Annotated in this window: 22 protein-coding genes; 13 read left to right on the top strand and 9 right to left on the bottom strand. The window is 55.5% G+C overall.

Going from position 1 to position 26,172, the window contains the following annotated elements; all coding sequences use genetic code 11:
* Position 1 precedes the first annotated feature (1 nt).
* The 3 genes from DVK05_RS01330 to aglF form a co-directional block, all read right to left on the bottom strand.
* Positions 2-1,153 carry a glycosyltransferase family 4 protein gene (locus tag DVK05_RS01330; RefSeq protein WP_121561648.1) on the bottom strand — a complete coding sequence of 384 codons (1,152 nt, stop codon included), beginning with the start codon at positions 1,151-1,153 and terminating at the stop codon, positions 2-4.
* Positions 1,150-2,346, bottom strand: a complete 1,197-nt coding sequence (locus DVK05_RS01325; RefSeq protein WP_158598843.1) for a glycosyltransferase family 4 protein — start codon at positions 2,344-2,346, stop codon at positions 1,150-1,152. Before DVK05_RS01325 ends, DVK05_RS01330 begins: the two co-directional genes overlap by 4 nt.
* Positions 2,347-2,580: 234 nt before the next feature.
* Positions 2,581-3,306, bottom strand: coding sequence for a UTP--glucose-1-phosphate uridylyltransferase AglF (gene aglF, locus DVK05_RS01320; RefSeq protein ID WP_121561647.1), 726 nt, complete (start codon positions 3,304-3,306; stop codon positions 2,581-2,583).
* A gap of 84 nt (positions 3,307-3,390) precedes the next feature.
* On the opposite strand from aglF, the gene aglM reads away from it, so the two are divergent.
* The gene (aglM, locus tag DVK05_RS01315; RefSeq protein WP_121561646.1) at positions 3,391-4,695 is read left to right on the top strand and encodes a UDP-glucose 6-dehydrogenase AglM; all 1,305 of its coding nucleotides are present in this window, start codon (positions 3,391-3,393) and stop codon (positions 4,693-4,695) included.
* Between the two features lie 369 nt (positions 4,696-5,064).
* Here the strand turns inward: aglM and DVK05_RS01310 are convergent, their stop codons facing one another.
* Positions 5,065-6,279: a glycosyltransferase family 2 protein gene (locus DVK05_RS01310; RefSeq protein ID WP_121561645.1), complete on the bottom strand. Its 1,215-nt coding sequence runs from the start codon at positions 6,277-6,279 to the stop codon at positions 5,065-5,067.
* 90 nt (positions 6,280-6,369) lie between these two features.
* Between DVK05_RS01310 and DVK05_RS01305 the strand changes: the two genes are divergently transcribed.
* Positions 6,370-6,801, top strand: a complete 432-nt coding sequence (locus DVK05_RS01305) for an NUDIX domain-containing protein (RefSeq protein WP_121561644.1) — start codon at positions 6,370-6,372, stop codon at positions 6,799-6,801.
* 95 nt (positions 6,802-6,896) lie between these two features.
* Here DVK05_RS01305 and DVK05_RS17490 read toward each other — a convergent pair whose 3' ends face one another.
* Positions 6,897-7,181, bottom strand: coding sequence for a MarR family transcriptional regulator (locus tag DVK05_RS17490; protein WP_121561643.1), 285 nt, complete (start codon positions 7,179-7,181; stop codon positions 6,897-6,899).
* Positions 7,182-7,587: 406 nt separating this feature from the next.
* Here DVK05_RS17490 and DVK05_RS01295 point away from each other — a divergent pair, with 406 nt between their 5' ends.
* From DVK05_RS01295 to DVK05_RS01250, 10 genes are all read left to right on the top strand, one after another.
* Positions 7,588-8,061 carry a hypothetical protein gene (locus DVK05_RS01295; protein ID WP_121561642.1) on the top strand — a complete coding sequence of 158 codons (474 nt, stop codon included), beginning with the start codon at positions 7,588-7,590 and terminating at the stop codon, positions 8,059-8,061.
* Between the two features lie 47 nt (positions 8,062-8,108).
* On the top strand, positions 8,109-10,913 hold the full coding sequence (locus tag DVK05_RS01290) for a MarR family winged helix-turn-helix transcriptional regulator (protein WP_233559325.1): 2,805 nt from the start codon (positions 8,109-8,111) through the stop codon (positions 10,911-10,913).
* Positions 10,910-11,149 (top strand): hypothetical protein, encoded by a 240-nt coding sequence (locus DVK05_RS16715; protein WP_147437685.1) that lies wholly within the window; start codon positions 10,910-10,912, stop codon positions 11,147-11,149. Before DVK05_RS01290 ends, DVK05_RS16715 begins: the two co-directional genes overlap by 4 nt.
* Positions 11,142-11,795 carry a hypothetical protein gene (locus tag DVK05_RS01285; RefSeq protein WP_121561640.1) on the top strand — a complete coding sequence of 218 codons (654 nt, stop codon included), beginning with the start codon at positions 11,142-11,144 and terminating at the stop codon, positions 11,793-11,795. Before DVK05_RS16715 ends, DVK05_RS01285 begins: the two co-directional genes overlap by 8 nt.
* A gap of 197 nt (positions 11,796-11,992) precedes the next feature.
* Positions 11,993-12,265, top strand: coding sequence for a ribbon-helix-helix domain-containing protein (locus DVK05_RS01280; protein WP_094532086.1), 273 nt, complete (start codon positions 11,993-11,995; stop codon positions 12,263-12,265).
* 11 nt (positions 12,266-12,276) lie between these two features.
* The gene (locus DVK05_RS01275) at positions 12,277-12,573 is read left to right on the top strand and encodes a type II toxin-antitoxin system RelE/ParE family toxin (protein WP_094532084.1); all 297 of its coding nucleotides are present in this window, start codon (positions 12,277-12,279) and stop codon (positions 12,571-12,573) included.
* A gap of 418 nt (positions 12,574-12,991) precedes the next feature.
* A complete protein-coding gene (locus DVK05_RS01265) occupies positions 12,992-13,294 on the top strand; it encodes a UPF0175 family protein (RefSeq protein ID WP_121561639.1) in 303 nt (100 codons plus the stop codon).
* The gene (locus DVK05_RS01260) at positions 13,291-13,809 is read left to right on the top strand and encodes a hypothetical protein (RefSeq protein ID WP_121561638.1); all 519 of its coding nucleotides are present in this window, start codon (positions 13,291-13,293) and stop codon (positions 13,807-13,809) included. The genes DVK05_RS01265 and DVK05_RS01260 overlap by 4 nt, the downstream gene beginning before the upstream one ends.
* Before the next feature lie 279 nt (positions 13,810-14,088).
* The gene (locus tag DVK05_RS01255) at positions 14,089-14,340 is read left to right on the top strand and encodes a DUF6516 family protein (RefSeq protein WP_233559326.1); all 252 of its coding nucleotides are present in this window, start codon (positions 14,089-14,091) and stop codon (positions 14,338-14,340) included.
* The gene (locus DVK05_RS01250) at positions 14,333-14,794 is read left to right on the top strand and encodes a hypothetical protein (RefSeq protein ID WP_121561636.1); all 462 of its coding nucleotides are present in this window, start codon (positions 14,333-14,335) and stop codon (positions 14,792-14,794) included. The genes DVK05_RS01255 and DVK05_RS01250 overlap by 8 nt, the downstream gene beginning before the upstream one ends.
* Before the next feature lie 752 nt (positions 14,795-15,546).
* Here the strand turns inward: DVK05_RS01250 and DVK05_RS16710 are convergent.
* The 4 genes from DVK05_RS16710 to DVK05_RS17485 form a co-directional block, all read right to left on the bottom strand.
* Complete coding sequence (locus DVK05_RS16710; protein ID WP_147437683.1) at positions 15,547-17,739, bottom strand: hypothetical protein; 2,193 nt, start codon at positions 17,737-17,739, stop codon at positions 15,547-15,549.
* 58 nt (positions 17,740-17,797) lie between these two features.
* Positions 17,798-19,846 carry a hypothetical protein gene (locus DVK05_RS16705; RefSeq protein ID WP_147437681.1) on the bottom strand — a complete coding sequence of 683 codons (2,049 nt, stop codon included), beginning with the start codon at positions 19,844-19,846 and terminating at the stop codon, positions 17,798-17,800.
* A gap of 2,551 nt (positions 19,847-22,397) precedes the next feature.
* Complete coding sequence (locus DVK05_RS01230) at positions 22,398-23,651, bottom strand: RNA-guided endonuclease TnpB family protein (protein WP_121561633.1); 1,254 nt, start codon at positions 23,649-23,651, stop codon at positions 22,398-22,400.
* A 679-nt stretch (positions 23,652-24,330) separates the two neighbouring features.
* A complete protein-coding gene (locus tag DVK05_RS17485; protein ID WP_369333268.1) occupies positions 24,331-24,579 on the bottom strand; it encodes an ArsR family transcriptional regulator in 249 nt (82 codons plus the stop codon).
* Between the two features lie 101 nt (positions 24,580-24,680).
* On the opposite strand from DVK05_RS17485, the gene DVK05_RS01220 reads away from it, so the two are divergent.
* A complete protein-coding gene (locus tag DVK05_RS01220) occupies positions 24,681-25,799 on the top strand; it encodes a DUF1616 domain-containing protein (RefSeq protein WP_121561632.1) in 1,119 nt (372 codons plus the stop codon).
* Positions 25,800-26,172 lie beyond the last annotated feature (373 nt).

Genomic DNA, 26,172 nt, shown 5'->3' with positions numbered 1-26,172 from the left:
TTCAATTACCACTGGACGATTTAATGAATGGTTCAGCACCTGCTTGAATGCTCAGTTCTCTTATTTGTTTCTCAGACTTCTTACCCATTGCCTTCATTAATTCATCATGATCGGCAAGTGTCTCAATAGCTACCTTAAGAGCATGCTTGTCGTCTGTTGGCACAACCAGACCGTTCTTGTTTACCAGATCTTGTCGACACCCAGCGCTCGCTGTTGTAATAATTGGTAAACCATATTCCATAGCCTCATTCACAACTAGCCCCCATGGGTCATGATATGTGGGAAGTACAAAAATATCTGCCTTTTGATATTCATCTGCTTTCTGTACCCCTTCAACGTAGCCAGTAAAAGTGATCCGATCATCTCCGCTGGCCAAGGTTGTTAGAGAGTCGTATTCAGGTCCATCCCCCGCTATAGTTAGACGTATGTTTTCTGAGTCTATGCCTTTGAATGAGTGGATTAGCAGATCCACTCCTTTCACCTTCCTCAAATAACCGAGATATAGAATATTTACTTGATCTGACTTAACGTCGTCATTTGATGGTTCAGGTATTTGATTCTGTGGTACCACTTGCCCACCGACACGGATGCGCTCTTCCGGGACACCACGTTCTATTAGATAGTCTCTTGCGTCAGGGCTGTAGGCGATATGTTTGTCTGAATATCTGTACAATAATTTCCTGTAAAACTCCGAGCAAATTCTAAATATGGAAAGAATAGTGTTTCTAATTACAGCATTATCTATATTATGAATCATTTCAGGAGAACGCTTGTACTTATATTCATCCTCAAAGACCCCACTCCAGAGCACTAATGAGCTTCCGGTGAGCTTAGTGAGTATCACCAGCATAAACGTGGATACTACTGTTTGAAGCGTTTCTACAGCTATGACTGTTTCCGGGTCATCTCTCAAAAGATGGATCCATAGGAAGGGGTTTATAATAAATGGTCCAATCTCAAATCCTTTTAACATACGTGACTTATAGTTGTAGTTCTCTGGGGATGATTCCCAATATCTATCTTTGTTGTTTGATTTGCTAAAGTATACTGTCAAATTAATGCTATCTGATATTTCTTCAAATAGTTTGTTTCGATACGGTGCCACAATATTGTGAAAGAGGACTGTAGAGCCGTCCTGTGAATCAGTGGTCATTTTGTGTAGATTTTTGTGAGAGAATTCACATGCTTTTCCATGGTGTGGTTTTCAGCCCAATGTATTGCCTCTTTACGCATGTTGGCAAGCTTTTGCTGATCCATCATGCTATCCAAGGAATTAATAAGTGATTTTGCATTACCGGGAGTGAATAATTCTCCATTAGTGCCTGGACTAATTAGTTCTGGTATTCCCCCGATATTACTTCCAACGACGGGTAATCCATTCGCAAAGGATTCATAGATCGTCAACGGCGAGTTTTCCATCCATAACGAAGGAACCACCGCTGTGTCTGCCTTGTCTCTGAGTCTAGCTAGTCTTTCTGAACTCACATATCCATGGTATTTCACATTAGAGTGTTTAGCGGATCTTTCTTTTACTCTTTCACCGTATGTCCCATCACCACAGATATCAAATTGATACTTTCTATCACGCTCGGCTGCTTCGAATAGCACATCCAATCCCTTCCTTTCTGTTATTCGACCAACAAATAAGGCCCTGTATGACAGTTCTTGTTTTGTACTTATTTGTTTTGTAGTTGTTACCCCAAGTGGCAAACAACTAGTCGGAGTCGAACAGAAAAACCCCCGATTTAGGTGTGTGTCGATGATGTGTTGACTTGGAGCAGTGACTATGTCTGGAGATTCTAAGACTGACTGCTGTATCCTTGAAAAAGGCCTCAGGACAATCTCAGAATTCAGAAAACTTCGAACGCAATCTCTATCCACATCCGTTCTAGGGCTTCCACTTGGACAAATTAAATTGTAGTCATGTAGGGTGTGAACATGTTTAGCATCCAACTGTTTCAAGGCTTTAGTAATTATGGAAGAAATTCCGATTAAGTTGTTTGTATGTATGACATCCGGATCAATCTTTGACAACAATTTTTTGACCACGAAAGCAGAGTGCGGATTAATTAGATCAAAACATCTCCAGATTGTCTGCTCAATTGTTGACTTTTCAGGGAAAGAGTATCTTGATGAAATATTTATTGGAGAAAATTTGAATGTCGTAATTCCCTCAATCTTGGTTTTTTCTATTGAAATGTCGTCGACCTTCTTCAACGGTTTTGTGGTTATGACGGTTACATTATGTCCTCTTGACATTAATTCGTTAGCTGTTCTGATTATATAGTTTTCTGCCCCACCGTTTATCTGTGGTGGGAAGGACCCATTAATGAAGCAGATATCCATAGACATGGGTTAAAGTGTGCCCTACTTCATTCTTACAATTTTGACTTGACATACTATGTTGATGATTCTCATTGGTGAACAGATCGATTTCACAATTTCTGGTCTAGAAGTACGATTCGTGCTTGATGACTTAGTCTACGAGTCCTAATAACACCTAGAAAAGGGATTTTAACGCTTCAGATTGACCAAAAGCACATTGCTTGGCTCATTTTCATACCGTCTAATAAGTCAAAATCAAGCTTCTACTTCCTTCCCTTCCAACCGCGACTCGGCCTCCTCTCGATCCTCTGGATACCCAACGTCGACACGCCACCCGTCCAACGGGATCGCGTCGATCGTCCGCCCACTCTGAATCAACAGGTCGATCGCGTCCGAGATCTCGTACTCCCCACGATTCGACGGCTGGACGAGGTGACACGCGTGGAAGATCGCGGGGCTGAACGTGTAAAAGCCGGTCATCACCAGATTCGACGGCGGGTCGTCGGGCTTCTCGACCACGTCGGTGATCTCGCCGTACTGGTTGGTGTCACACACGCCGTATCGCGATGCTTCGTCCCACGGCACCTCCTCGACGAGGAACGCGGCGTCCGCCCGGTCCTCGCGCTGGCGCCGCACCACGTCCTGGAGGTTCGCCTCGAAGACGTTGTCCCCGAGGATCAACATGAAGTCGTCGTCGATGTACTCTTCGACCGTCAACAACGCGTGGGCCAGCCCGTTCTGCTCGCGCTGGTGGGCGTAGGTGATGGGGACGCCCTCGTACTCATCGCCGTAATGATCAATAATCACCTCTTTCAGGTAGCCGACGACGACAACAAGCTCGTCGGCGCCCAACTCGATCAACTGGTCGAAACAGTGGGTGAGCAGCGGCTCGTCCGCGACCTCGACCATCCCTTTGGGCTTGTCTTCGGTAAGCGGGCGAAGCCGCGTCCCTTCCCCCGCGGCGAGTACGACAGCTTTCATGTCACTAACCCACCCCCGAGACGGTGATATGTCTTTTCATCGTGATAACCAAATCATCTTGAGGCCACCACGCAACCGTTGTGTATGCGCGTCAGTATCATTGGGAGCGGCTATGTCGGGACAACGGTCGCCGCATGCTTCGCCGACCTCGGCCACGAAGTCATCAACGTCGACATCGATCAGGAAATCGTTGACACGATCAACGACGGCTCCGCTCCAATCCACGAAGACGGACTCGCAGACCTTGTCGCTGACCACGTCGGGCCGAATGGCACAGGTAAACTCGAGGCCACCACCGATTACGAGGCGGTCTTGGACACCGAGATCACGTTCCTCTGTCTCCCGACGCCGCAAAACGACGACGGGAGCATCGACCTCTCGATCATGGAAGCTGCCGCCGAGCAACTCGGAAGCACACTCGCAACCAAAGACGCGTGGCATACGGTAGTGATTAAAAGCACCGTTGTGCCGGGCTCCACCGAAGAAGCGATCACACCCATTCTCGAAGCAGCTAGCAACAACACAGCAGGCGAGGATTTCGGCGTCGGGATGAACCCTGAGTTCCTCCGCGAAGGAACGGCAGTTCACGACTTCCTCAACCCCGACAAGGTCGTGCTCGGCGCCGACGACGGGCGCGCACTCGAGGACATGTACTCGGTGTTCGACCCACTCATCGAGCGAAGCGACGCCCCGGTCGTCGAGACAAACACTCGCACAGCCGAGATGATCAAGTACGCGAACAACGGCTTTCTCGCGGCCAAGATCAGCCTCATCAACGACATCGGGAACATCTGTAAGGAGTTCGGGATCGACGCCTACGAGGTCGCGGACGCCATCGCGCTTGATGACCGTATCGGCGAGCAATTCCTTCGCTCCGGGATTGGCTGGGGCGGGAGTTGTTTCCCGAAGGACACCGCAGCGATTCGCGCGGCCGCACGACAACAGGACTACGAGCCGGCAATGCTCGATGCCGCGACCGCGGTGAACGACCGCCAACCGAACCGGTTACTCTCACTCATGGACGACCATGTCGATGTCGCCGGCAAGCGGGTGGCAGTGCTTGGGCTCGCGTTCAAACCCGGCACCGACGACATCCGGAACAGCCGTGCGATTCCTGTCATCGAGGGACTTCAGGCGCGCGGCGCTGAAGTGGTCGCCTACGATCCGGTCGCGATCGAGAGCATGCGTGAGCGGTTCCCTGACGTCGAGTATGTCGACACCCTCAACGCAGCGCTGTCCAAGGCAGCTGCTGCCCTCGTCGTGACTGATTGGGAGGAGATAACGGCCCTCGACGAGGAGTTCGATGCCATGAGCACGCCTGTGGTCGTCGACGGCCGGCGGGCGATCGACCGCCGTGACGGGATCGTGTACGAGGGACTCACATGGTGACTGAGCCACAAAACGACGCAAGTGATACACACGACAGATCTCCCAAACGATGAGTAGCACACGATCGTCGCAAACGTCCCGCTCGTCCCGGTCGACCCCGCGATCGAACGCGACAGCGGCGTGCTCCTCGCCAAACGTGAATCGTCGCCGATGTGATCGACTTCGCCAAGGAGGATGAGCATCGTCAGCTGACACAGCCTGGAGTCTATCTCTATGAGTTCTCTTGAGGATTCTAACTTCAGACAGAGTGGTGGATTGTAAACCCGAATAGCCCAATCACGCGGTCGGGACGGTGGAATTTCGTGTACTCGGGTGCCGAAAAAGGTCAATAGCAAATAAGCGACCTAGCCAACTACACTTGAATTCTCATTAATTGACCGTACTCAAAAAGAACGACGAGAACACAAGCTGAATCCCGACAACAACAGCGGTAAACGCGACTAGCGCTGCCGACGTGAACGGAACGGCATCAAACCCGCTCAGGATCCAGTTACCAACCAGCCAACTGGCGTACGCGCCACCAGCAACAAGTACGACAACGCCTGCTGTCGCACCACGCTCAAGGGTTGCGTACTCAGTTATCCCGGTTGTCAGTGGGTCATCAGGCTGCTGAATTGGGTCACTGGCAACCGTTGCAAACACGCCAAGCGACCCAACCTGGGTGCCCACTATCGTGGCGAGACTCCCGGCTATCATTGAGTTAATGCCAAGCGTCACCTCGCCAAGCGCTACCCCAGTGTGTGCAACTGTCATCACTGCGACACCGAAGATCGTCAACAACAACCCTGGCACCGAAAACAGGTACCCAGGCGCGTTCACCAGCATAAATCGGACGTGGCGCCAGCCATCACGGAAACTCTCGAGTGTCTCTTCGCCCTCTCGCTCGTGGTAGACAATCGGCACCTCTGCAATCTCGAGATCCTTCGCTCCGGCCTCCATAATCATCTCAGAGGCAAATTCCATCCCAGTCGTCTCCCATTCCATCGTCTCATAGGCATCTCGCGTGAAAATCCGGAAACCACTGTGGGCGTCGCTTACACCAGCCCCGTAGAACAAATTCAAAAACCGGGTGAGCGCGGGGTTTCCAATGTGTTGGTGGAGCGGTGGCATTGCTCCATCTTCGATTTCACCGGCAAGCCGACTCCCCATCACCATGTCCGCACCCGTCTCATCGAGATGATCGAGGAGTCGTGGAATCTGTTTGAAATCGTAGGTGGTGTCGGCATCTCCCATCGCAATATAGTCGCCCCGCGTCCGCTCGAAGGCGTAGCGGTACGCATAGCCGTAGCCTTTCCCATCGGGCTCGACAACAATTGCGCCCATCTCACGCGCAATTTCGGGTGTCCGATCAGTCGAGCTGTCGCTGATAATGATCTCTGTCGGCACCTGCAACTCCTCAACCGCGTTCTTGATCCAGTTGATACAGGTGCGGATGCCGGCTTCCTCGTTCAGTGTCGGCATCACGACAGACAACTCCGGCGTGATGGTTGCGTCACGCCCAACTAACAACTCATCGGCACTTCGTGTGCGGTCCGGGCGCGGCGTGTTGTGATCTCCTTGTGAGGGCGCGGTAGTAGATGCCATTTGTCTGAATATTCAGTTGTTGTATCCTGTAGCGTGCGTCTATATGAAACTTGTTCTACAGTTATGATGTATCGCTAACCACTTGAGGTAATGACTGAGAACCTCCTCTGTGCGACCGTAAGCGTCCGTGGAGTGATCCACAACACCGACAGCCAGATACTGGTTGTCCAGCGGAGTACGGATCGGGAATGGGAACTTCCTGGAGGCCGGCTCAGTCGGGGTGAATCTCCACGCCAGGGACTTCGCCGGGAGATTCGCGAAGAGACCGGACTAGATATCGAGATTGCTGATATTGTGAAGGCAAACTCGTGGGTCAACACGGCAGACGAGGGGCGGTTTGCCGTCCATTATGACTGTGAGCCAGTTGATGATAGCGTTGAGCTCAGTGCTGAACACGTAGATAATGAATGGGTCCGCCCAGCGAAAGCCCAGCAACGAGTGTGTGACTCCCAGTCAACAGCTGTCGGTATAGCGGCGACAGCACCTGATCTTGCTACCCGGAAATCAACGACCACTGACTGACGCTATCGTACTCTGTAGCGAGTCTACCGAGGGTGTAGGAGGGTCTGATCTACTAGGGGTGTCGCTTTTATGTTCCTCACACACTTGGCGAGGAACTATCGATCCAGTTTATCATTCTCATCAACATATCTCCACTCTTCAGTGTCCAACCGCCCATCAAGATATGCTTCTCCGTCTTCCGTGATCACATAAACGCCGTTTCCAAGGTGATCTATAAGCCCTTCTTCGGCTAATTTTTTACATCTCCGGTCTACTTGTTGACGCGAATACCGAATAGGACCTTCGCGCTTCATCTTTGTAGGAGACCCAGATTTATGCTCGGATAGATACTCCAAGATACGATCATCTGCCGCAGTCATCCAACTGCCCGCATATCTCATAGGTCTCTCTACTGTGCCAAGGTCATTATTACAGTCGCATAGCACTTATGATGTCTACAAGCTATCCTAAGTGCCATCGTAATATTGATAAGACCTAAGCGCATCAGTTTAGCTACAGAACCCAACTGACGACCCGTCGGCTCGCGAGAAAATGTAGGAACCCCGGCTGCGGTGCTGGAACACCCAGCCGGGACGGGTTCTGTGCGGCACCACAGAACCATGTTAACCAATCCAACTGCGGGGCTTAAGCCCTGCGAGACAACCACGGAGTCGTATACCTACAAAGGCAGCTGTCGCCTCTGTGAACAGACCGCAAGCGGCTATGACGCCGCGTTTGGCGGTCCACTCTGTACCACGTGCGCGACTGCGTTCGGCGAGTTCTACACTGATCTTCTGGAGGGCCGCGATGAATAACTCGTACAGCCGCCAGACCGATCGCAGTCACCTCACCCGGATCGCACTCGATACACGTGACCCGCGATGTCAGGTCTGTGGGGAGACCCTCCAGGAAGGCGACGACATCACCGTCTATGCGTACCGCCCAGCCGGCGAGCCCACCTACGAGATTGGCTATCTCATGTGCGGCCACGATACCCACGAGCATCCGACCGTCTTCACCCGCGGCGTTCGTGAACTCGTCGTCACTGGCCACATCGGCAGCTGTGCGAACACCCGGACCCAATTAACGACCTGGGTCCTTCTCGCGCCGACCATTGTCGTCACGAGCGTTACCACACACACGAAGCCGCACGTCCACCCAGACACCACAACCTCACGCAATCCCACTGGACCTACCCAGCGGGAGCCAACACCACTGTTCACCGCTGTTCGCGAGCAGACGCGTGCTGATGGTGGTCCGCGTGATGGAGGCTCGGAGTAATGCGGCCCGAACGACGCTACTCCGCAGCCAACCCACGGTGATTGCTGGTGCGGGCACACCAGCCTGCGGCCCCTGAGCGAGGGGTCCATCTCGCCAGCAACAAGCCGGCCGAATCCACAGACGGACTCGTCTGTTCGGGAGTCACGCCACGGCGAACAGAGTGGCTTCCAGACCTGCTCTCTGAACTTCGACCACGTACCGAAGCAACAATCCGCAACCACTCTCGCATCGACTCGTGGCGGACAAGCACCGCGCTCTGCTCGCGACTCCACCCTGAATGGAACTCCCTCGACGACGCGTGGACCGACGATGTCGCCGAAGCGGTCGCGTACACCCACGCGATCACCACACTCGCGACCACCTACGACACGGCCGAGGAACGATCAACGTACCACCAGCAGCGTCACGCTGACCTCGTCGACACTGTCGAGTCGATCGGCACTGGGCGTGGTCCCGTCAACGCCGGCTTGGGAGCGCTCGCCAAGGGCCCGGTCGCACTCCATCGAGAACTCGACAGCGACCCACGCGTCATCACGCTCTTGCTTGATGGGGCCGCCTGGACCAGCCTCAAGGATCGCCGCACCGGGGTGCGCGCGCTCGCGACGATCGCCGTACTCGCACACGGGTTTTGTGTTCGGGTCGGTGTCTCACCCGCCCTCCAACGACACCTCAGCGCGCGGTATCCACAGTGGACCGAGATTCATTTCGATCTTACTAACAGTCGGGATCGGTCCCCCACTCCGGGCCACCACCAGCAGCAGTCACGACGCGTCGCCGACGCGTGGGCAGCCATCCGCGATCTCGAGACGGAACCAACGAAACGCCGCCTGCTCGCGTGTCTCACCGACGAGGACGCGTGCTCGTATGCTGACCTCGCGAATGAGTCCACACTCGACATCGCTGAAGGCACCATCAGTCGGTACGTCCTCGATCTCGAAGCACGCGATCTTGTCACGGTCGATCGGCGTGGCCAACAAAACACCGTCCAGCTCACCGCGTTGGGACAGACGGCCGTCGAAGCGTGTCTTGACGACACACAGGCGCTCATCCACCCGGATCAGCGCCAACTGGGAGAACGTCTTACTGGGACCCCTCAGGAACTCACAAGTACAGTGTCGTCCCGCCGGGCAGGGGGCCCCACTACCGAGGAGTGGGTCACGGCAACTGGCGAGACAGCCGACGACGCCGAGTACGTCCAGTGGCTCAGCGACCCGAACGCCAGTTCACCCACCCGCCACCAGCGATTCGCCATCCCTGCCACTGATGACAGCATCACGCTCGTCGACGATCCACTCGACGCATTCGAGGACGGCCGTGTCGCGTATCTCAGCCACACCAACACAGAAACGCTCGTCGTGCTCCAGTGGGGTGGCCCCTTAGCCACGTTGGGACGTCTCGCGAGTGCCTTACTGAGCGAGAAAGCACTCGCAGAAATCCTCACCCCAACACGGCTTGGCCAGCAGTTCGAGAACATTACTGACTCCACTGAAGACACACCCCGCATCATCCAGCGTGGCCACCAAGTCGGGTGGTTTAGCGACGACGACGCCACCTATCAGGCGTGGCGGGATCGAATCACCACCGTTCGCGATCAGCTGCTCGCCCGCCTCGCTGAACTCACAGACAGCGATGACACCGCTGCTCGCAGCGATCTCTTCGCAGATCTCCACGGGCTCATCGCCTCTGTCACCCAACTGTACCAAGCGGCCGGACTCAACCTCACAACCACGCTCAGAGTCCCAGACACCGCGTCTCTTGCTCGCAATCACAAGACCCGAGAAGACTTCTGTGAGTTCCTCGCCAAGACGGTCCCCAAACAATCAGCGTATGGAATTCACTCGGGCTACCGACTCTTATTCGAAGATCGGCCCGCAAAACTGTGCCGGCGACTCCCCTACGATGTCGACCCAACTGATCGAATTAATCTCACGATGTCGTGGGTGATTGCGGGCCCGACAATCACCGAACTCCACGAGGAGATCACCACCACCCTCCAAACGGAACTCGCCACCGTTCGTGAAGCGATCGCCGAGGGCACTGAAGACGCACCCACTCTCGCTATCCCCGTTCGAGACGCGACAACGTACCCCGCCATCCGGCGGGTGATCGACGAGGTCGCGATGACCCACGACGTACAGTGGACACCCCGCGAGCGCCAGCGGCTCGTGCGGCTCTGTCTCCGCTCGTTTGGCCCGGCGGACACCCACAGAGCGTGTCCGTACGACGTCGTGGCGAGTCTCCACCAAGCGCTAAACGAGTCTCACCACCCAACCCCTGCCGACGTCGAGCGCGCGATGGCCACGCTCCCGCCGGAGCGGTTCCGGCCGGATCTCGCGCCAAGCGCGACCAAACTGTACGCCACCTTGCTGCGTGCCGACAAGCCGCTCGGCCGTAGTGAGCTCCTCAAGCGCGCCGACATCTCTGCGAGCAGCTATGATCGGCGACTCCGCGATGTTCGCGCGCTTGATCGGGTCTGTGCGGTACAGGTGGATGGCCACCGCCGCTGGACCATCCGAGCAACGCGCGCTCGACAGTCGGCAGGTACGCTGGAGACGCACCAACAGCCAACCACACCCGATCAAGTGGTGATGAGCCACGCCACCGGCCAGCCGCACCCGGAGAGCGCCGGCGTAAGGCCAACCACAGTCACCACCACCCACCCAATGAATTCACCCAGTACGCACGCGCGTCACCACAGACACCCACCCGATTCCCACCCTGACGAACAGCCACCAGACCACCCCATCGAACCGCCGTCAGACCACTCACAACCCACCAGCATGTACTCCAACCACCCAACAGTACAGGCATCGCTCCCGCTCCACTCCAACCAGATGGGTGACACACAATGACAGCACCCACCTTCAGGTTCACCACCCACATTACACGCGATCGGCTCGTCACCCACCACGACGGCTCGCTCACCGTGCGCCTCGATACATCCACAGAGCCGACGGTCACGCTCAGTGTCGAGGGACCAGACGAGACGACGGACGCAGTACTCACCCCAACCGCGGCAGAGGCACTCGGGACTGCGCTTGTCGAAACCGCCATGCGAGCACCCGCTCTGGAGGCCACAGATGAGTGACGACTCCAAAGACCACGAGGAGATCCCGAAGGTTGGCGGCCGCGACCCCGACGAGACACCCTCGGATCACGACCCTACGAACGGCCGGTGGCTCGAAGGGAAGTTCGCTGACGCGCTCGAAGCGTGGGGGTATCTCACCGCCCGCAATGAGCAGCTCTTCGGGCTTGAGACCGACGTCCTCGCGCGCCGACAATCCCCACGAAACGAGCCGGACGATTTCATCGTCGGTGAGTGTAAAGACTGGCACGCAACCCTCGTCGGTCGCGACGCTGTCGCCGCCATCTCCCACCGGGCCGCACTGGCTCGCGCAATGCCCGTCCTCGTCGTCGCCAGAGGCGTCACGGCCTCGGCGTGGACGCTCGCGCAACAACTTGATGTTCGCATCCTCACCATCGAGGATCTCGCAAAAGACGGGCTGCCGCCGCTCACAGAGCATCGGCCACCCGTGGGAACGTTCCGTACCCGCCGAGAGCCCTCCGTGAGGGAACTCCGTGAACACGTACCGTCGATCGTGGCCCGGCAGCGCACCGTCGATATCGAGGCGCCAGTGTTCTTCGCTGGGGGGACAAGCCCGTGTTATGTGCCAGACAGAACGGGCAACGACGAGTACGTCAGCGCCTACGACAGCGACTACGACTTCGGGTGAACGCGGCGTTTCCGGCCACACTGCCACCAGTACCGTGATGAGATACGACTCGGCGGGATTCTTTTGTGACAATATGGTGTAAATATATGACGGCTTTGTAGACACAAGATTCACTCTCTTGGCAACAAGTTGGCGACGATGCTGACATCCAGCCAGCTGGCGACAGTTCTATTAGTACCACCCGTGTACCACGATGTATGAGTACGGGCGCAGACAACGACAGCGACGGGGACATGGTCAAATTGAACGTGAAGGTCCCGAAACGACTTCTCGCAGAGATCGACGAGCTTGCGGAGGAATTGGAGTACACCAACCGGTCGGAGTTCATTCGTGAGGTGCTACGCGACACCACGGAGCCAATTCTGACCCCTGGTGCGCAAGAGGGAGTCTCGGAGGGCTATGCGGACGTGGCGGCGGGCCGAACGATGTCCACGGATGAGGCCCGCGAACGACTTGGTATCGACGAGTGAGGGGGTGAACAGTGGCTCACGAGGTCGTTCTGACAGAGACGTTGGTCGAAACGTTAGAGAAGCTTGAAACACAGGACACTGAACGGATCATCAACAAATTGGAGGACATCGTGGACTTCCCCGACCACTTTCTTGATCGGCTAAAGAACCACCCCGGCTACAAGCTTCGAATCGGTGACTTCCGCGTATTAATCGATTGGGACAAAGACAACGAGGTGATCTACGCCATCGACGCTTTCGAGCGGAAGAAGGAGTACCGTGAACTCGGCAAGTATCGAGAGGTATGGGGCTCATGGCGTGATGAGTAGCCCCGGCTTGTGGTGGCGTGGGGCGTGACCACCCCGGCGTGGTACCTCGCACAACTCCTTGACGTGCGGATCGTCACCATCGACGATCTCTCCAACAAGTCGCTCCCACCGCTGACTGAACATCGCCCACCCCAGGGGACGCTCCGCACTCGCCGCGAGCCGCGGGTGAGCGAGCTCCGCGAGACCGTGCCCAGCTGGTGGATCGACGCAGTGATCTCGACATCGAGGCGCCGGTGTTAATCGCGAGTGCGAGTGGTCCGTGTTTCGTGCCGGATCGAGCGGGCAACGATGAGTACGTCAACGCTTGCGACAGCGACTACGACTTCGGCTAGATATCCTCTCACAGCTGAAGCTGCGGGCTTCCTCCGTGTTCCGCTATGAGAAACCATTATGTAGTACAACGTGCTACGATGTATACATGCCGTCAATTAGTGCCCGAGTTCCTGATGACGATGAAGACGAACTTGAAGCGGTGAGTGAGCTGTTAGATGAAGACAAGAGTACAGTCATTCGGAAAGCACTCGCAGAAGGTCTCTCATCTATCCGTCGACGAGTCGCGATCGAACGGTATCAAAGTGGCGAGCTCTCGGTTAATGAGGCGGCTCGACTTGCCGGTGTCAGTCTCGCAGAGTGGCTCGAGATCGCCCGTAAACATAATCTCACAACGCAACTGTCTCCAGAGGATATCGAAGCAGACGCCGCTGCTGCGCGTGAGCTGTGACGCGGATTTTTCTCGATGCGACGACGCTTATCGTACTCGGAACGATCGGTGAGCTCGAACAGCTGACGAGTTTTAGCGGTACACTTGTTGTCCTTCCCACAGTCCAACGTGAGGTCACGACAGAGCCCGCACAGACAAATCTGAGCCGGTTCATTGCGCAGGATGCGGTTGCGACGGCCGATCCAGTTGTTCAGGATCGTGTTGAGCAAGCCAAAGAGGTCCTTGGCGAAGTAGAACAGAATGGAGACGTCTCTCTGATTGCTGCTGTGTTGGCCTACACGGCTGAGGAGCGACCAGTCGGTGTCGTCTCAGATGACCAGCGTGTTCGAACCACGGCTCGTGGGCTTGGGGCGACAGTCACTGGAACGGTCGGTGTGATCGTTCGGGCAGTAGAGGAGGGACTTGATCGAGAGGCAGCACACGATCTCGTAAGACGGATTGACTCACACGGGCTTCATATGACTGGAACACTTCGCGAGAAGGCCGACGAGCTCATTGACGAGGCCGCTAGGTAGGGGACTCCGCGCTACCAGTTCAGTTGAACCGTCTACCAGATCGTGACTGGTGAACTACCCCACCCTACTCGCTCACGGCTGACGCCGTTCGCTCCGTGAGGAAGGGGGCTTAGCGCCTGTATTCAGCTAATCCTGACGCCTTCTACGGATTCCACAGAGCAGCTTGTCTTTTGACATCTCTTCCCGTATACTTATGACCTATAACATCATACATCATAGTACAACGGGATGCCAAAGCGTCACCCGATCGAGTTGAACCGCGCTGTTCCCGGTGGGCGCGTGGAGATATTCGCTGTCCGCGACGAGGAGTATCCGGACGGGTGGTTTTACCGGTTTCAGTACTACCACCCCGAAACCGGCGAACTGCTCCGGTACGACGACGCGCACGACGACGACGATCTCGGCTGGCATCACCGACACGTTCGATTCGGCGACGACACAGCGATCGAGTTCCACGGGCTCTCGGCGCACGTGACTCGGTTCCTAAACGAGATCGCGACGCTGACGGACACGGAGGAAACCAATGACTGAACCCGACCACGACGGCTGGCCCGACAAGTACAGTGACCCTCGTGACCGGCCCCATCCCGATGTCCTTCGCATCACCGTCGAATCGTTCGACGATGCGTTCGAGGACACGCTCACCGCGATTGACGCAGTCGCAGACAGCGACCCACAGCCCGCAGTGGTGTCGTTCGCGACGGTCGGCGAGCTGCGGAAGATTCTCACTGATCGGCGGATTGAGGTCCTTCAGACACTCATGAACACCGAGGGGGCTGCTGAGAGCATCAGCGCGCTCGCGGAGGCGCTTGATCGTGACTACAAGACGGTCCACGACGATGTCACGCTGCTGGCGGACTACGGCATTGTGTTCATCGTCGAAGACGACGACCGCTCGAAGCGCCCATACCTCCCGTACGAGCGAATCCGCCTCGATGTCGAGCTCACCGCGAGTGGCTCCGGTGAGGAGCCCGCGGCGGCGTGAAGCGCTCGTTTACAAGCGGTGCGAGGCGAATGCCACGGGGCTTGACCCCGTGGATGAAGCCGACAACTCGTGAACCAAGCCATTAACTCGAAACATCTCAAACAGAGTGGTGTGACGGCACACTTCGCGTCTGGCTTAGTCGGATAAAACAAGCCGGGTCAGACGCTCTGCCGTGACCACCAAGTAGGAGTGGGAGACTCCGAATCCACGCGCGCGGAGACTGCGCTCCCTGTGGATTCCCTCGCGGAATCTGTAAAGCGCGTCGTGGAAACGGGAAGCCTCGGGGCTTGATCCCGAGGTACTTCACACACCGTCTTAACCGCCATTTTCGGTCGATGAGTATTAAAAACTCAACATTCAAAGCCGAGCCCATTAGTGGGGTTACAGAAGCTGTAGACAGCCTTCGGGGCGAAGCGTGACAGGATGAACGCGACTCGCGTTCCGTGGTTCGTCGTGTCCCGCTCGTCGCTCGCGACGAAATTCCGCTGCTCGTCGACCGTGTACGGCGCCCCGGACGGAACGTTCAGTCGCTCTGGATTCAACCGATCCGTCAAAGAAGCCGCAGACGAACGAGATGCGGTTCGCCTCTTCGATCTGTCCGAGATTGTGTCCGTTCTCGAGAGTACACCCGACGAGTGAATCGCCTCGCGGTCAAGTTCCGAGACACGCGGCCCGCTCCGCCTGTACATCGTGGGCGAGTAGGAGAGATAGTTGACCGAAGGTGGACCAGCGGGTGAGTTAGGTGAGATTGTTCACCCCCAGTCGTCTAACCCCAACGACTCACCAGCAGTAAACGGAGTGTCAGGCGACTCAATGCCACGCCGCCAACGCCACACCCGGTCAGTCAAGACGTGAAGCGTATTCTCTTGTTTCGGTTTGATGTTGACTGAGTCCCGAAGCGCTTTCCCGGATTCCCCTGGCCCAGGCGCTTTGAGTCCGGTTTGTGGCTTGTAGAACTCAGTTTGTATCGTCGACATTACGTCTCGTTTGTCGATCTCACCACCAGAGACGGGAACCGTCTTTTGAGTGATGAACTTATCATACGCCGCGCGGTATCGTTTTCGCTTCCCTTCTGCATCAGAGTAATCCCACTCAGTCGGGTAATCGTCTTTTTCGAGGATAGAGAGCTCTTTGCCGTTCACGTAGCGAATCTCGACGCCACGCAAGTAGGACAATCGCGACGGTACAAATCCCGCATGGATGCGTGTCCGGCCAGTTGGGATCTCCCCGTCGGTCACGACTGTCGTGTCATACTCCCAGGTCGTCACGGACTCATCCGCGGGCCCAGACGCAATCACGTCTCCATCAACAACTAACTGGAGTTCATCATCCCGCGGTGGATACCCCGTTTCCGGAGCCCCATCAGCAAGCGCTTCCCGATCGTGACGCAGATACCACGTCGAAGAGGTTTCATCGGTGCCGGCTGGAAGCAACGGCTGTCCGCCATCCGCAAGCGTCAGCGCCTCTGAATACGTATATAGTTGAGCCCCCTCCGGGGTATTTTTCTTAACCGGATGCCGGAGGATCTTCACGAGTCGCTGTGCTTTGCGTTTGTTTTCCGCGACAAAGATCAGATTGAGGTTTTCGTTGAACGCGCGGCCAGCGTTTGTCAGGACGTTTGCCGGTCGACTCGTTCCGGCGACTTCAACTTCGATGACGTGCGTGATTCCGTCTTTCCGGACACGGAGATCTGGAACGGAATCCGTACTCTGGTCATCCAATATTTCGACCTCGTATCCTTCTCGCTCATAGTATTTGCGTGTCTGTTCAACGTACTCTTGGTGAAGATCACTTCCCTGTGTTGCGAACGTTGACGTTTCTGTTGTCTCTTCGGAGTCGGTGCGGTGAGGCGCACGTGAGCCGGCAGCGAACGTTTTGATATTACCGATGATCTCGGGCTTTTGTATCTGGTAGTTCAATAACGACCACGGTGTGTACGCGTAGTAGTTCGGAACGAGTTTGATGAACGCAGAGATGTCTGATTCATTGACGGCAATTTTTGTGTAGTAGTCAGTTGAGGGGTACAGGTTTCGTAACTTCGCGTCCGTATCGTGAAACCCAGCGTACAGTTCATAACACTCACGTTTGCCCTCCAGAATCCTTTGGGCGTCTTTGGCTGCTTGTTCACCGTGTTTGTATCGTTTCGTTGCGGTCCGTTTTCCCGTCTCCTCATCGACTTCGAATTTGAAATACTTGCTACTGTCCAGATCGAAGTTAGAGAGGATCTTGTTCGTGTTCGGGTCATAGAACCGCGAGAGATTGACCTGTGGGCCTTCTTCAAGCAACTTCGCCAGATCGTGTCCCGTCGCAATACCGTAGTTTGGCGGGTATACTGCGAGTCGCTGGGAAACCTGGTAATCCGAGTTTTTTCCCCTATCGATAATGACCTGAAAGAGATGTGGCAGACTTGCGTCATAGAGATGACTAAACAGATCCGTTATCGGGTGCGGGCTGCGCCAGGTAAACGGCTTCAGATCCGGGCTCTCACGGGCGATCAATCGTGATGTCGGCCGGATCGTACTCTCAAGTGGCGCCAGATCCACCGAACAGAAATCGTATCCGAAGGATCCTGGGAGATGTTCTTCACAGGCGTTTTTGACAGTGGTGAGGATACCGCTGACCTCCTCACGATCTGCGATAGTCTCTGTCAGCGCCTCGTTGATTTCAGAAAGGGCAGCTGAATCCGGGGTGATCGCGTTTTCATCAAGTTCGGTTGCGTTGGCTCCCCGGGGGAAGAAAATCCACTCCTGTTGTGAGTCACCGGGCCACGAGAGAATTTCGAGTCGGGTGATATTCGAATGTTTCCCGAAGATCTGGTTGACGACGGGCCGCAGTGAGACAGGCCGGAGGTACCGGTCATCTTGCTGGTCGCCGTCAGGCAGTGTTACTCGAACACAGCCGATGCGTGGCCACCTCGATTTGATACCCTGGGTGTCGTTGCTCATCAGCTGCTCTCCCCTGTGCGTGGTGTCGTCGCGGTTTGTCGGTGTGTTATGTCGTGTCTCATTGGGATGAATCGAGTGTTCGTGCGGTCTCGTTGGTCGCTGTCAGTGCGGTCTCGACGAACGGGTCCGGCGTCGCCTCAAGCGGATATCGCCACTGACGGGTTCGGATCTCGGGCACGGGGTTCCCGTCTTCGCGGTGAGACATCGCTTGAAATGAGACCCCAAGATCGTCGAGGTACTTGGTAACAAGCGTTGCTGGCGGCGGAACGTCATTCGTGAGCCCGCAGAGATAGTGTTGAAACGGCACACCAACAGCGGATTTCTCGAGTTGATCACCGGGCCACAAGCAGGTGAAATCTGAGAGAAACGCCTCCAGTTCGGTCCTCGACCAGTCTCGGGACTGTGCCCCGGTTTGGAGCTGCGGGAGCTGATGGACGAGTTGGCCTTCCTCAAGAACGAACACGGCTGCGTGATTGAGATATGAAACCCGTGAGGGAACAGCTGGAACCGTCACCGGTTGATAGCGGGTGGAGACGGCATCATACGACTGATTCGTAGCCAAGGATGTTCCATCTGCGTGATATACGTCAAACACCGTGTCTCTCAGCCGCCCCCAGCGGACGTTTGCGGTGATGTTGTGAAGACCTCTGTTCACATCACCAGTTGCCGCCACCGTCTCATCAGCGAGTAATTCGAGTGTTCCGTCCGGAAACACCTGCCACTTGTATGTGACTCCCTGCGGGATGAGCGCGATCAACTCGTCAGAATGCCAGTACTGATCCCGTCGTGTGTATAGGTGGGTTTGCTCACCGGCCGTTCGAACGGGATGCCGAAGACGAGAAATCATCCAGCGTGCATCCGCCTGTGAACCGGTGATAAACAAGGCGCCGGCGCTGTCCGAGCCGGCCGCAACCGTCGCGATTAGATCGCCTGCCGCAAGCGTTTCGCGTGTGCCGACAACGACGTAGTCGCTGTCACCCGTCGGTGTCGTCCGCACGAACGTATTATCAGCACATGCGTCGTCGTGCGCTTCGATGACGGTATCACCGTACTCTTTGAGCCGTTGAAGACTGGTTTGTGTGAGCGTCGTGAATGACGGTGTCTCCTGATCGGTGTTGGTTCGGCGGCGTTGTGGAGGATCCTGCGTCGGCGTAGTAAGTGACTGTTGCGTTCCGCTGGCCTCCTGTGAGATGGTGACTGTTTCAAGCGTTGGCGGGCTGCGATCCGTACACATCGGTCCGGTCCATTGATCCGGCCCGTAGTTTGGCACGTAGCCGAGATACTGCGCCAGCGAGTCAGGCGTAATCTCGACTGTTGGCGTTCCAGAGAGCGCAGAGTACAGGGCTGAAAGCGGATCTGTCTGCTCTGAGCGGCCGACAAGCCGATCAAACTCATACCCTTGTTCGAAGCTGTCGATCCCGAGAGCAGTCTCTGTAGCAGACCCGGCCGTGTCTTCGATGAATCGAGCACGGTACGCATCACGCGCAGACTCAGGCAACCCCATCGGCTTGTCGAGCAGGTCGTTAAGAACCAGAAACAGCGACGTGAGATCCGACTCGGCATACGCATCTGCGATCGCCGTCTCCGGGGTGTCTCCAAGGACGGAGAGACTATCAGCCGGGAGGAGATATCGATGTGGGTAATCGAAGTACCCGATCTGTTGTTCGAGCAAGTACGTCTCCCGATCTGTCGGTAGCAGCCGCATCCGCACGACGGTCGGAATTGACGTGTCTGTAAGCCTGTGAAGATAGGCGCCAAAGGAACTCTCTGTCCGGGACGGTGACAGCGATATGCGGCGGTCATCAACACTCATGAGCCGGTCGGTCAATACCGGGGTCTGTCCAAGCGGCGTCCAGTCTTGGTGAACGACCTCAAGGCCGAATCGCTGAACAAGCAGCGGTTTCACCACCATGGCAAACCGCACGATCTCGCTGTCGACCGTTTCTGGTCGCCCCGGTGTCGGCGGCTCCCCCTCGTCTTCTGGAAACGAAATCGGCGACCACGGCCGCAACAGATACTCTTGGTGATCCACTCCCGGATACGAGAGTATCTCGATACCGCTCGCCAGATCATCCGCAAGTATCTCAGCAACGATCGGCGTCAACATTCCAACGACCGGCCCGCCCACGCGGGCCCGCGAATCCTGAACGCCAGGAGGAACGATCCGTGCCCAATACTCATCCGGTGGTGGCGTGAGTTCGGTAAGCGAGCGAGGAGTCGACGCATGTCGAGAATCTAGTAGCATTGATCCTCCCGGTGGAGATTCGATCTGACTGCCCCCACGTGAGACAACCACAAGTATGTTATCAAACACATCATCTAACCGAATTGTCGTCGATATTCGGTGGCTGATGTGACCGTGGAGAGTAGTTCATACTCGCTGTGATTATTACCTACGATCATCGCATAAGCAAAGCGAGCAATCAGCCGTATATATTCTGTTGGGCCAAAATATCACTCATGATTTTCATAGCACGTTGATCGTGAGCCGCTGGCCACTCGCGCGAGTCGGCGGCATACTTGTTGGATATTCAGTTTGTAGGGGGTCAGATCGACCCTCTACTCGCTATTTGATGATCGATCTCGATAGGCGAGCCTGCTATCGATTAGGGGGTCAAATTTTGATTAACCGTATGCTGGCAGATCAGTAGCAGATAGAAGAGTAAAAACGCATGACGTAACGCAGGTAGGGGGTTACATCACCGACTGATTAAAGAAGAATAAGAAGAAGATGTTGTCAACGGCGGCTAAGATGACGGTTCCACTGGACAGGACGGAGCCGATGATCAATCAGGTCTGTCTAGATAGATACTCTGTGGACGCTCCAATTTCTCTCCACCACAACTGAAACTCAGTCAGCCACGCTGCTGATCTGACAACCAATTGCTGAAACTACAGGTGTGATGAGTCACAACCCACTAGTGAAATGCGTTCGAGTCACCGCTCAGCAGATCAGGTATAGCACCTAAATATTTCATTATTTGTATCTTTCTCTGGAAAGTGATATTCTGAACTGAGCAGGATAGCCAGAAATATAATATATATGGTGATTCGAGCGCTCAGACCATTCCTCGTGACCGACCCCACCCTACTTCGCTCGGCCTTACAGCTCACTCGTTGAGGGTTGGGCTTTGATGTGGTTCTCGCCCTTAATTGGCGCGACGGGGCGTCTCGTGCGCCCCGCCTACCGGACGCCCTTCGGGGTCGACAAACCCACCATTCAGGGCCGGGCTACTGCGGCCCGTACTGCGTGCCACTTGTGGACGCACGGCACTAGCTGGCAGTAAAATATGGTTTGACATCCTCCTCCGCGTAAACGCGGAGGAATCCCGAGCGGTGGGAGTTTCAGGTTTGTAGTCCAATCAGTTGACTCCCAGACCTTTCGGGCACGGGTAGTCCCACAGTGTCGGACTGGTGGACTGCTGGCCATGCCAAGTGGCCGTTACCCCTATCCTTCACCGTGTATGGCGTCCCACATGTTGTTTTTGCCACGGGGACGCCGGCAGGCATCAGCGGAGTTGGAGGTATCATGTCGCGTGCTTTGAGCAGTCGGCAGAGACACACCTTTCGAGGATGTGGCGTTCACCGACTGCTCTTTCGGATACTGTCGTCCGAGAGACGAAGTCTCTCGTGATCACGAAAATCGAAGATTTTCGAACGACTTCGTTATGCGGGCGGACAGGCCGCCTCCGAAGGACGGTTCGGAATCCGCTCCGTTCCGACCGATTCCTGCCTTCACATAGAGCGGCCTGTCGGTTAAATCTCCGTATGTGAAACTCGGTACAGACGTTCGGCTAGTGGATTGCTTCCCACTATGTCAGCTTCATCACCCGCCTGAAGGCGGGTGTATTCGCCTTGCCGTCTCTATAACATAACGGCTGTGAAAGCTCGTGTCGGCTTCCCCTCCGGCCTACTCGCGTCGCGCTTCCGACTGAGTGTCGGAACCCCTCGCTCCTTGAGGCCGGAGGCTCCGCATCGAAACCTGCTGAATGAACGTGGCTTTCTCTTCTGCCTGCGCAATTCTCTTTTGACGGAGTTCTTCTGGCCTCCGTGCCGGAAGGAGTGTTGACCTGTTTTCACCGCCTCCAGCATAGTCTTCTTATTCTTCTTTAATCAGTCGGGTTGGTTATCCCCTACCTCTCTTCTATCATGCGATTTTGATCAGTCACCTACTACCACCTCGCTGGAGTTTTCTTTGACCCCCTACTGAACCCCCTACTTCGTACCAACGAGTGCCATTCGGTATCCAATGGGGCGACAGCAACCACAGAAGGAAACACTCGCCGTGAGGTTGGGTCGAACCTTCCAGAAACGGTTTGTATTCCCCGAATTGGGTGAGGGCCGGACAAAATCCCGCCCGAAGAGCCCATGACCGAAACAACAACCCCAGTCGAGCCAGCATCGATGGCGACACTCGCGATCGCAGACGGCGGCACCGCAGCCACAGAGATCCAGTCGGATCCGTGTTTCACAATCAAAATCGAATGCGGGGACGCCACGCGACGTCGCTACCGATTCGAACCGCGACAGGAGCGTTCCGGGTGGTGGCGCTCTGTCGACGAATGGACCGGGACGAGCTGGGAATGCCACGATCGAGAGTGCGTCCGCTCGGTCTCGCTCACCGTCGACGGAGGTTCGATCATGTCAACTACCCCACCCTAAACGCCCTCGGCGTTTTGAGGGTGGGGCTTGTCCATGAACTCGGCGTCGAACCCTTTCGGGTAGGCGGCGAATCCGCCACTCGGTGTCACCGTTCCAGACTTCAGGGCGAGTTGACTGTCGCCCGTCCGCCGAGACGACTGTTGGCCTCGACGGACATACCGCATCCCGATGTTCTTCGCCGCATTGTAATCCGCGTTCGCTTCCGACTCACACTTCACGCACCGGAAGTCGTTACGAGTCGCACGATTCTCCTCGGCTGTGAATCCACACTCGGCGCACCGTTGCGATGTGTATGCCGACCCCACTTGCTTCACCGTGATACCTTCCGCTTCGGCTTTATACTCTACTTGCTCGTACAGCGTTCGGAACGCCCACTTGTGCCCCCACGACGCACCCGTTCGTTCGCGGATATCGGTCAAGTCCTCGAACGCGATCACGTCGCACTCGTATCGAAGTGCTCCATCCACAATCGCGTTCGACGCTTGGTGAATCACGTCACGAACGTATCGTAGTTCGCGTCCACTTGATTGTTCGAGCGTTCTGTGGGCGCTTCGCGTGCCTGTCTGTTGGAGTCCTACACGGACTTTCTCGAACTCACGGAGGGTATGTGAGAGTTCGCGCCCATTGATGAATCGTGCTGTGCTAGTGACGGCGAGGTTTTCAATACCGAGGTCGACCCCGAGAACCGTTCCGTCCTCGGCGGTATCTCGCTCGGTCTCGGTCTTGGGTCGGCGGAAGCCGATGTGCAAAAAGTAGTCACCGTCACGAGCGGTGAGTGTGCTTTCCGTGACGCTCCAGTGGTCGGAGTCGAAGTACTGCCGTTGGTAGCCATCCTCGGCTTCAGGGAGCGCAAGGTCACATCGGACGCGACTCTCCGTCGTGGAGAGCGACACTGTATCGTCATCGAACAGCGTCATCGTTCGAGTGTCGTACGTTACCGTGGGTGCGGTGAACGTGGGTTTACTGACCTGCTTGCCGTTCGAGCGGCGTTCGAGACAGCCGGTGATAGCTTGTGCGGCTTGGTGGGTGGCGAGGATCGCGTGCTGACTCCCGAGGTCGGTTTCCTCGCGCACGTCGTCGTAGGCGAGGGGTTGTACGTCGCTCTTGGCGTTACACTTCCCCCACGCCATGTCCGTGGCGAGTTGGCAACCACGCTTCCACTCGGAGATGGTTTCCTCAAGCAACTCGCGTTGCTCGCCATCTACCGAGAGGCGGGTGATTGCCGTCCGACGCACGTAGTCGTCTGCCACGTATTCAATGTGTATAAGTGGCTATTTATAGACTGGTGTTTGTGACAGATACGAACGCGCTCCTCCCCTCCCTACTCGCTCCCTTCGGTCGCTCCTTGAGGAAGGGGACTCCGCGCTACCGCTTCAGTTGAAATCTTCCCCGAGCTAAGTTGCCAATCCAAGCTGGATCTCTGTAGCACAGCGCATCGCGTCACACACTCGCATACGCGTTGAGTGGAGGGTGCCGTCGGATCAATTGTTGATGCCGTGATGTCAGATGTAGTCATGTAAACAGCGAAACCTCCTGCTTGTGACTGAGCGATGCGGATCCGGGACAGCACAAACAGCGCGCGGAGGGAGCTCCTGCGCTGTCTGTCGATCGTCCCTCTTAGAGTGGGAGAAAAGGACGACCAAATATAGTTGTTTCGTGAATTAACTAATGTTTGTTGGTTAGATTCTGTCGACGGAGGAGCACCGGGTCTATCACGTAGCGAATACTTCTCTGGTTGTACGAGTACAATTGTGGGCGCGAGAATCGTACTTCATTCTCAAAGGGTGAGGTGGAGCATTTCAGGAGGCTTTCTCCTCGATTCTCCGTAAATTAAATCGGAGTATCCAACATATCGAGATAATGGCTCACTGTTCCGATGCGGAGATTTGATGAACAGTAGGATCAGTGATCGTAACTAGCGGTTCTTGTTCAGCAAGCGCCCAACGTTTGATTTTGCGAAGCGACAACACCTCGCGGTGTAATCTGATACAACCCAGAAGAGTCAGCGGGGCCGATCCGATGAATTAGTCCTTCGTCAGCAAGGATAGGCAAGCGTGTATTGATGTAGTCTCTATTCTTGTCTTGAATCATCACAAGATTAACCGCTGTATCCCGTCGACCGTCCGAAAGCGCTTCAAGAATTTGGAAGTCTGTCGGGTGGACAAGCCGTGTGCGCATCTTGGTTGTGAGTATATGCTAATGGAATATAGTTACTATAGTCACAAATTAGTACAGATTTACACCGTGTGGCTTTTGTCTACGGTATCCGATTTTTACCTATGAGTGATCGGCAGACGGCATGGTTGCTTCTTCCGCGACCAATCCGGCGGCTGCCTGCCGACTTAGCAGCGGTCGTTGTACTCACGCTGCTCACATTGGGGAGTGTCTTTCTTCCAGTCATAAATGAGACGCCGCTGCGAGTTATTTTCGGTTTAGGCTTTGTCTTGTTTCTCCCCGGCTACGCACTGATTGCGGCGTTGTTTCCTGAAAAGGGTCAAACAGCTACAGAAGACGACGAGCAGACACAGACGGAAGTTGGAACTGAAACTGGGACAGAACCGAGCCCAGTTCCGGACACTGACACAGCAGAGGTAGACGATTCACAGGCCGCCACTCCCAGCGAACACGCACACCAGCGGGAGGGAATAGATGGAATCGAACGGGTCGCGCTCTCGTTTGGCTTATCCATTGCCATTGTACCGCTCATCGGGTTAGTCCTGAATTTTACACCATGGGGGATTCGACTGGCACCGATTGCTCTGTCAGTCACCGTGTTCACGTTTGTCTGTGTGGGTGTCGCAGCACGACAACGCCACAAATTGCCTGCTGAAGAGCAGTTTCAAGTGCCGTATCGATCGTGGATCGGAGCCGGGAAGGCCGAACTGTTTAATCCAGATAGCCGGATGGATGCGGCGCTTAATCTCGCACTTGCGGTCTCGGTGTTGCTAGCTGTTGGCAGTGTCGGGTACGCAGTTGCTGTCCCACCACAGGGTGAACAGTTCTCTGAATTTTATTTACTGAGTGAATCCGAGGATGGTGAATTAGTCGCGGACGGCTATCCGGAGGAGCTTACAGTTGGTGAGCAGAGCGAATTGATTGTTGGGATCGGCAACAACGAGTATGAGACAACGACGTACACAGTTGTTGTCCAACTCCAAACGGTAGAACGAGACGGGAATACCACCGTTGTACGTGACCGTGAAGAGATTGACCGATTTCAAACTACAGTAGATCATAACAGTACACATCACGAACCACACACATTACGTCCGACACAGTCGGGAGAGGATCTCCGTGTCAAGTATTTACTGTACAAAGGGACCGCGCCGGAATCGCCCGCAGAAGAGAATGCGTATCGGGATCTTCATATCTGGATTGACGTTGTTGAGTCCCGGTAGAGACCAGCAACGTTTCTGTTGATGTGTGACAATGTGTCAATAGCCAGACGAATTTGCTGCGTAGGCGAGTAGAAGTCCAAAGGCGAGCGCAACACCCACAGCAAAAAACGTCACTGAGGATGTCTCCGCAACGATATCAAGCACCGTCATTTCCTTTTCAATATATCTGGCAGGAACTATTTAACAGAAACCGTCTGTTCTCAGAACAAGGAGAATATCTACAGCTTCAGGGCGGAGATGAATCCAACAAGGTGGACCCACCGATCCGTCTCTTGCTGTGAGGAACGCCCGAAAACGGTTCAATATACTCGGGAAGGTCCACTACTCGTCGGTCGCGATGTCGTCGAACTTCGAGACGATCCGACGCTGTATC

It is taken from the genome of Halorubrum sp. Atlit-8R (genome assembly GCF_003666025.1).
GTDB classification, from domain to species: domain Archaea; phylum Halobacteriota; class Halobacteria; order Halobacteriales; family Haloferacaceae; genus Halorubrum; species Halorubrum salinarum.
This window is presented reverse-complemented; position numbering and strand designations above follow the sequence as displayed.

Bases quoted from the DNA above. Each gene is read 5' to 3' on its own strand.
- DVK05_RS01330 (WP_121561648.1), bottom strand. From the start codon at position 1,153: ATGACCACTGATTCACAGGACGGCTCTACAGTCCTCTTTCACAATATT.
- DVK05_RS01325 (WP_158598843.1), bottom strand. From the start codon at position 2,346: ATGGATATCTGCTTCATTAATGGGTCCTTCCCACCACAGATAAACGGT.
- aglF (WP_121561647.1), bottom strand. From the start codon at position 3,306: ATGAAAGCTGTCGTACTCGCCGCGGGGGAAGGGACGCGGCTTCGCCCG.
- aglM (WP_121561646.1), top strand. From the start codon at position 3,391: ATGCGCGTCAGTATCATTGGGAGCGGCTATGTCGGGACAACGGTCGCC.
- DVK05_RS01310 (WP_121561645.1), bottom strand. From the start codon at position 6,279: ATGGCATCTACTACCGCGCCCTCACAAGGAGATCACAACACGCCGCGC.
- DVK05_RS01305 (WP_121561644.1), top strand. From the start codon at position 6,370: ATGACTGAGAACCTCCTCTGTGCGACCGTAAGCGTCCGTGGAGTGATC.
- DVK05_RS17490 (WP_121561643.1), bottom strand. From the start codon at position 7,181: ATGAGATATGCGGGCAGTTGGATGACTGCGGCAGATGATCGTATCTTG.
- DVK05_RS01295 (WP_121561642.1), top strand. From the start codon at position 7,588: ATGAATAACTCGTACAGCCGCCAGACCGATCGCAGTCACCTCACCCGG.
- DVK05_RS16715 (WP_147437685.1), top strand. From the start codon at position 10,910: ATGACAGCACCCACCTTCAGGTTCACCACCCACATTACACGCGATCGG.
- DVK05_RS01285 (WP_121561640.1), top strand. From the start codon at position 11,142: ATGAGTGACGACTCCAAAGACCACGAGGAGATCCCGAAGGTTGGCGGC.
- DVK05_RS01280 (WP_094532086.1), top strand. From the start codon at position 11,993: ATGAGTACGGGCGCAGACAACGACAGCGACGGGGACATGGTCAAATTG.
- DVK05_RS01265 (WP_121561639.1), top strand. From the start codon at position 12,992: ATGCCGTCAATTAGTGCCCGAGTTCCTGATGACGATGAAGACGAACTT.
- DVK05_RS01250 (WP_121561636.1), top strand. From the start codon at position 14,333: ATGACTGAACCCGACCACGACGGCTGGCCCGACAAGTACAGTGACCCT.
- DVK05_RS16710 (WP_147437683.1), bottom strand. From the start codon at position 17,739: ATGAGCAACGACACCCAGGGTATCAAATCGAGGTGGCCACGCATCGGC.
- DVK05_RS16705 (WP_147437681.1), bottom strand. From the start codon at position 19,846: ATGTTGACGCCGATCGTTGCTGAGATACTTGCGGATGATCTGGCGAGC.
- DVK05_RS17485 (WP_369333268.1), bottom strand. From the start codon at position 24,579: ATGCGCACACGGCTTGTCCACCCGACAGACTTCCAAATTCTTGAAGCG.
- DVK05_RS01220 (WP_121561632.1), top strand. From the start codon at position 24,681: ATGAGTGATCGGCAGACGGCATGGTTGCTTCTTCCGCGACCAATCCGG.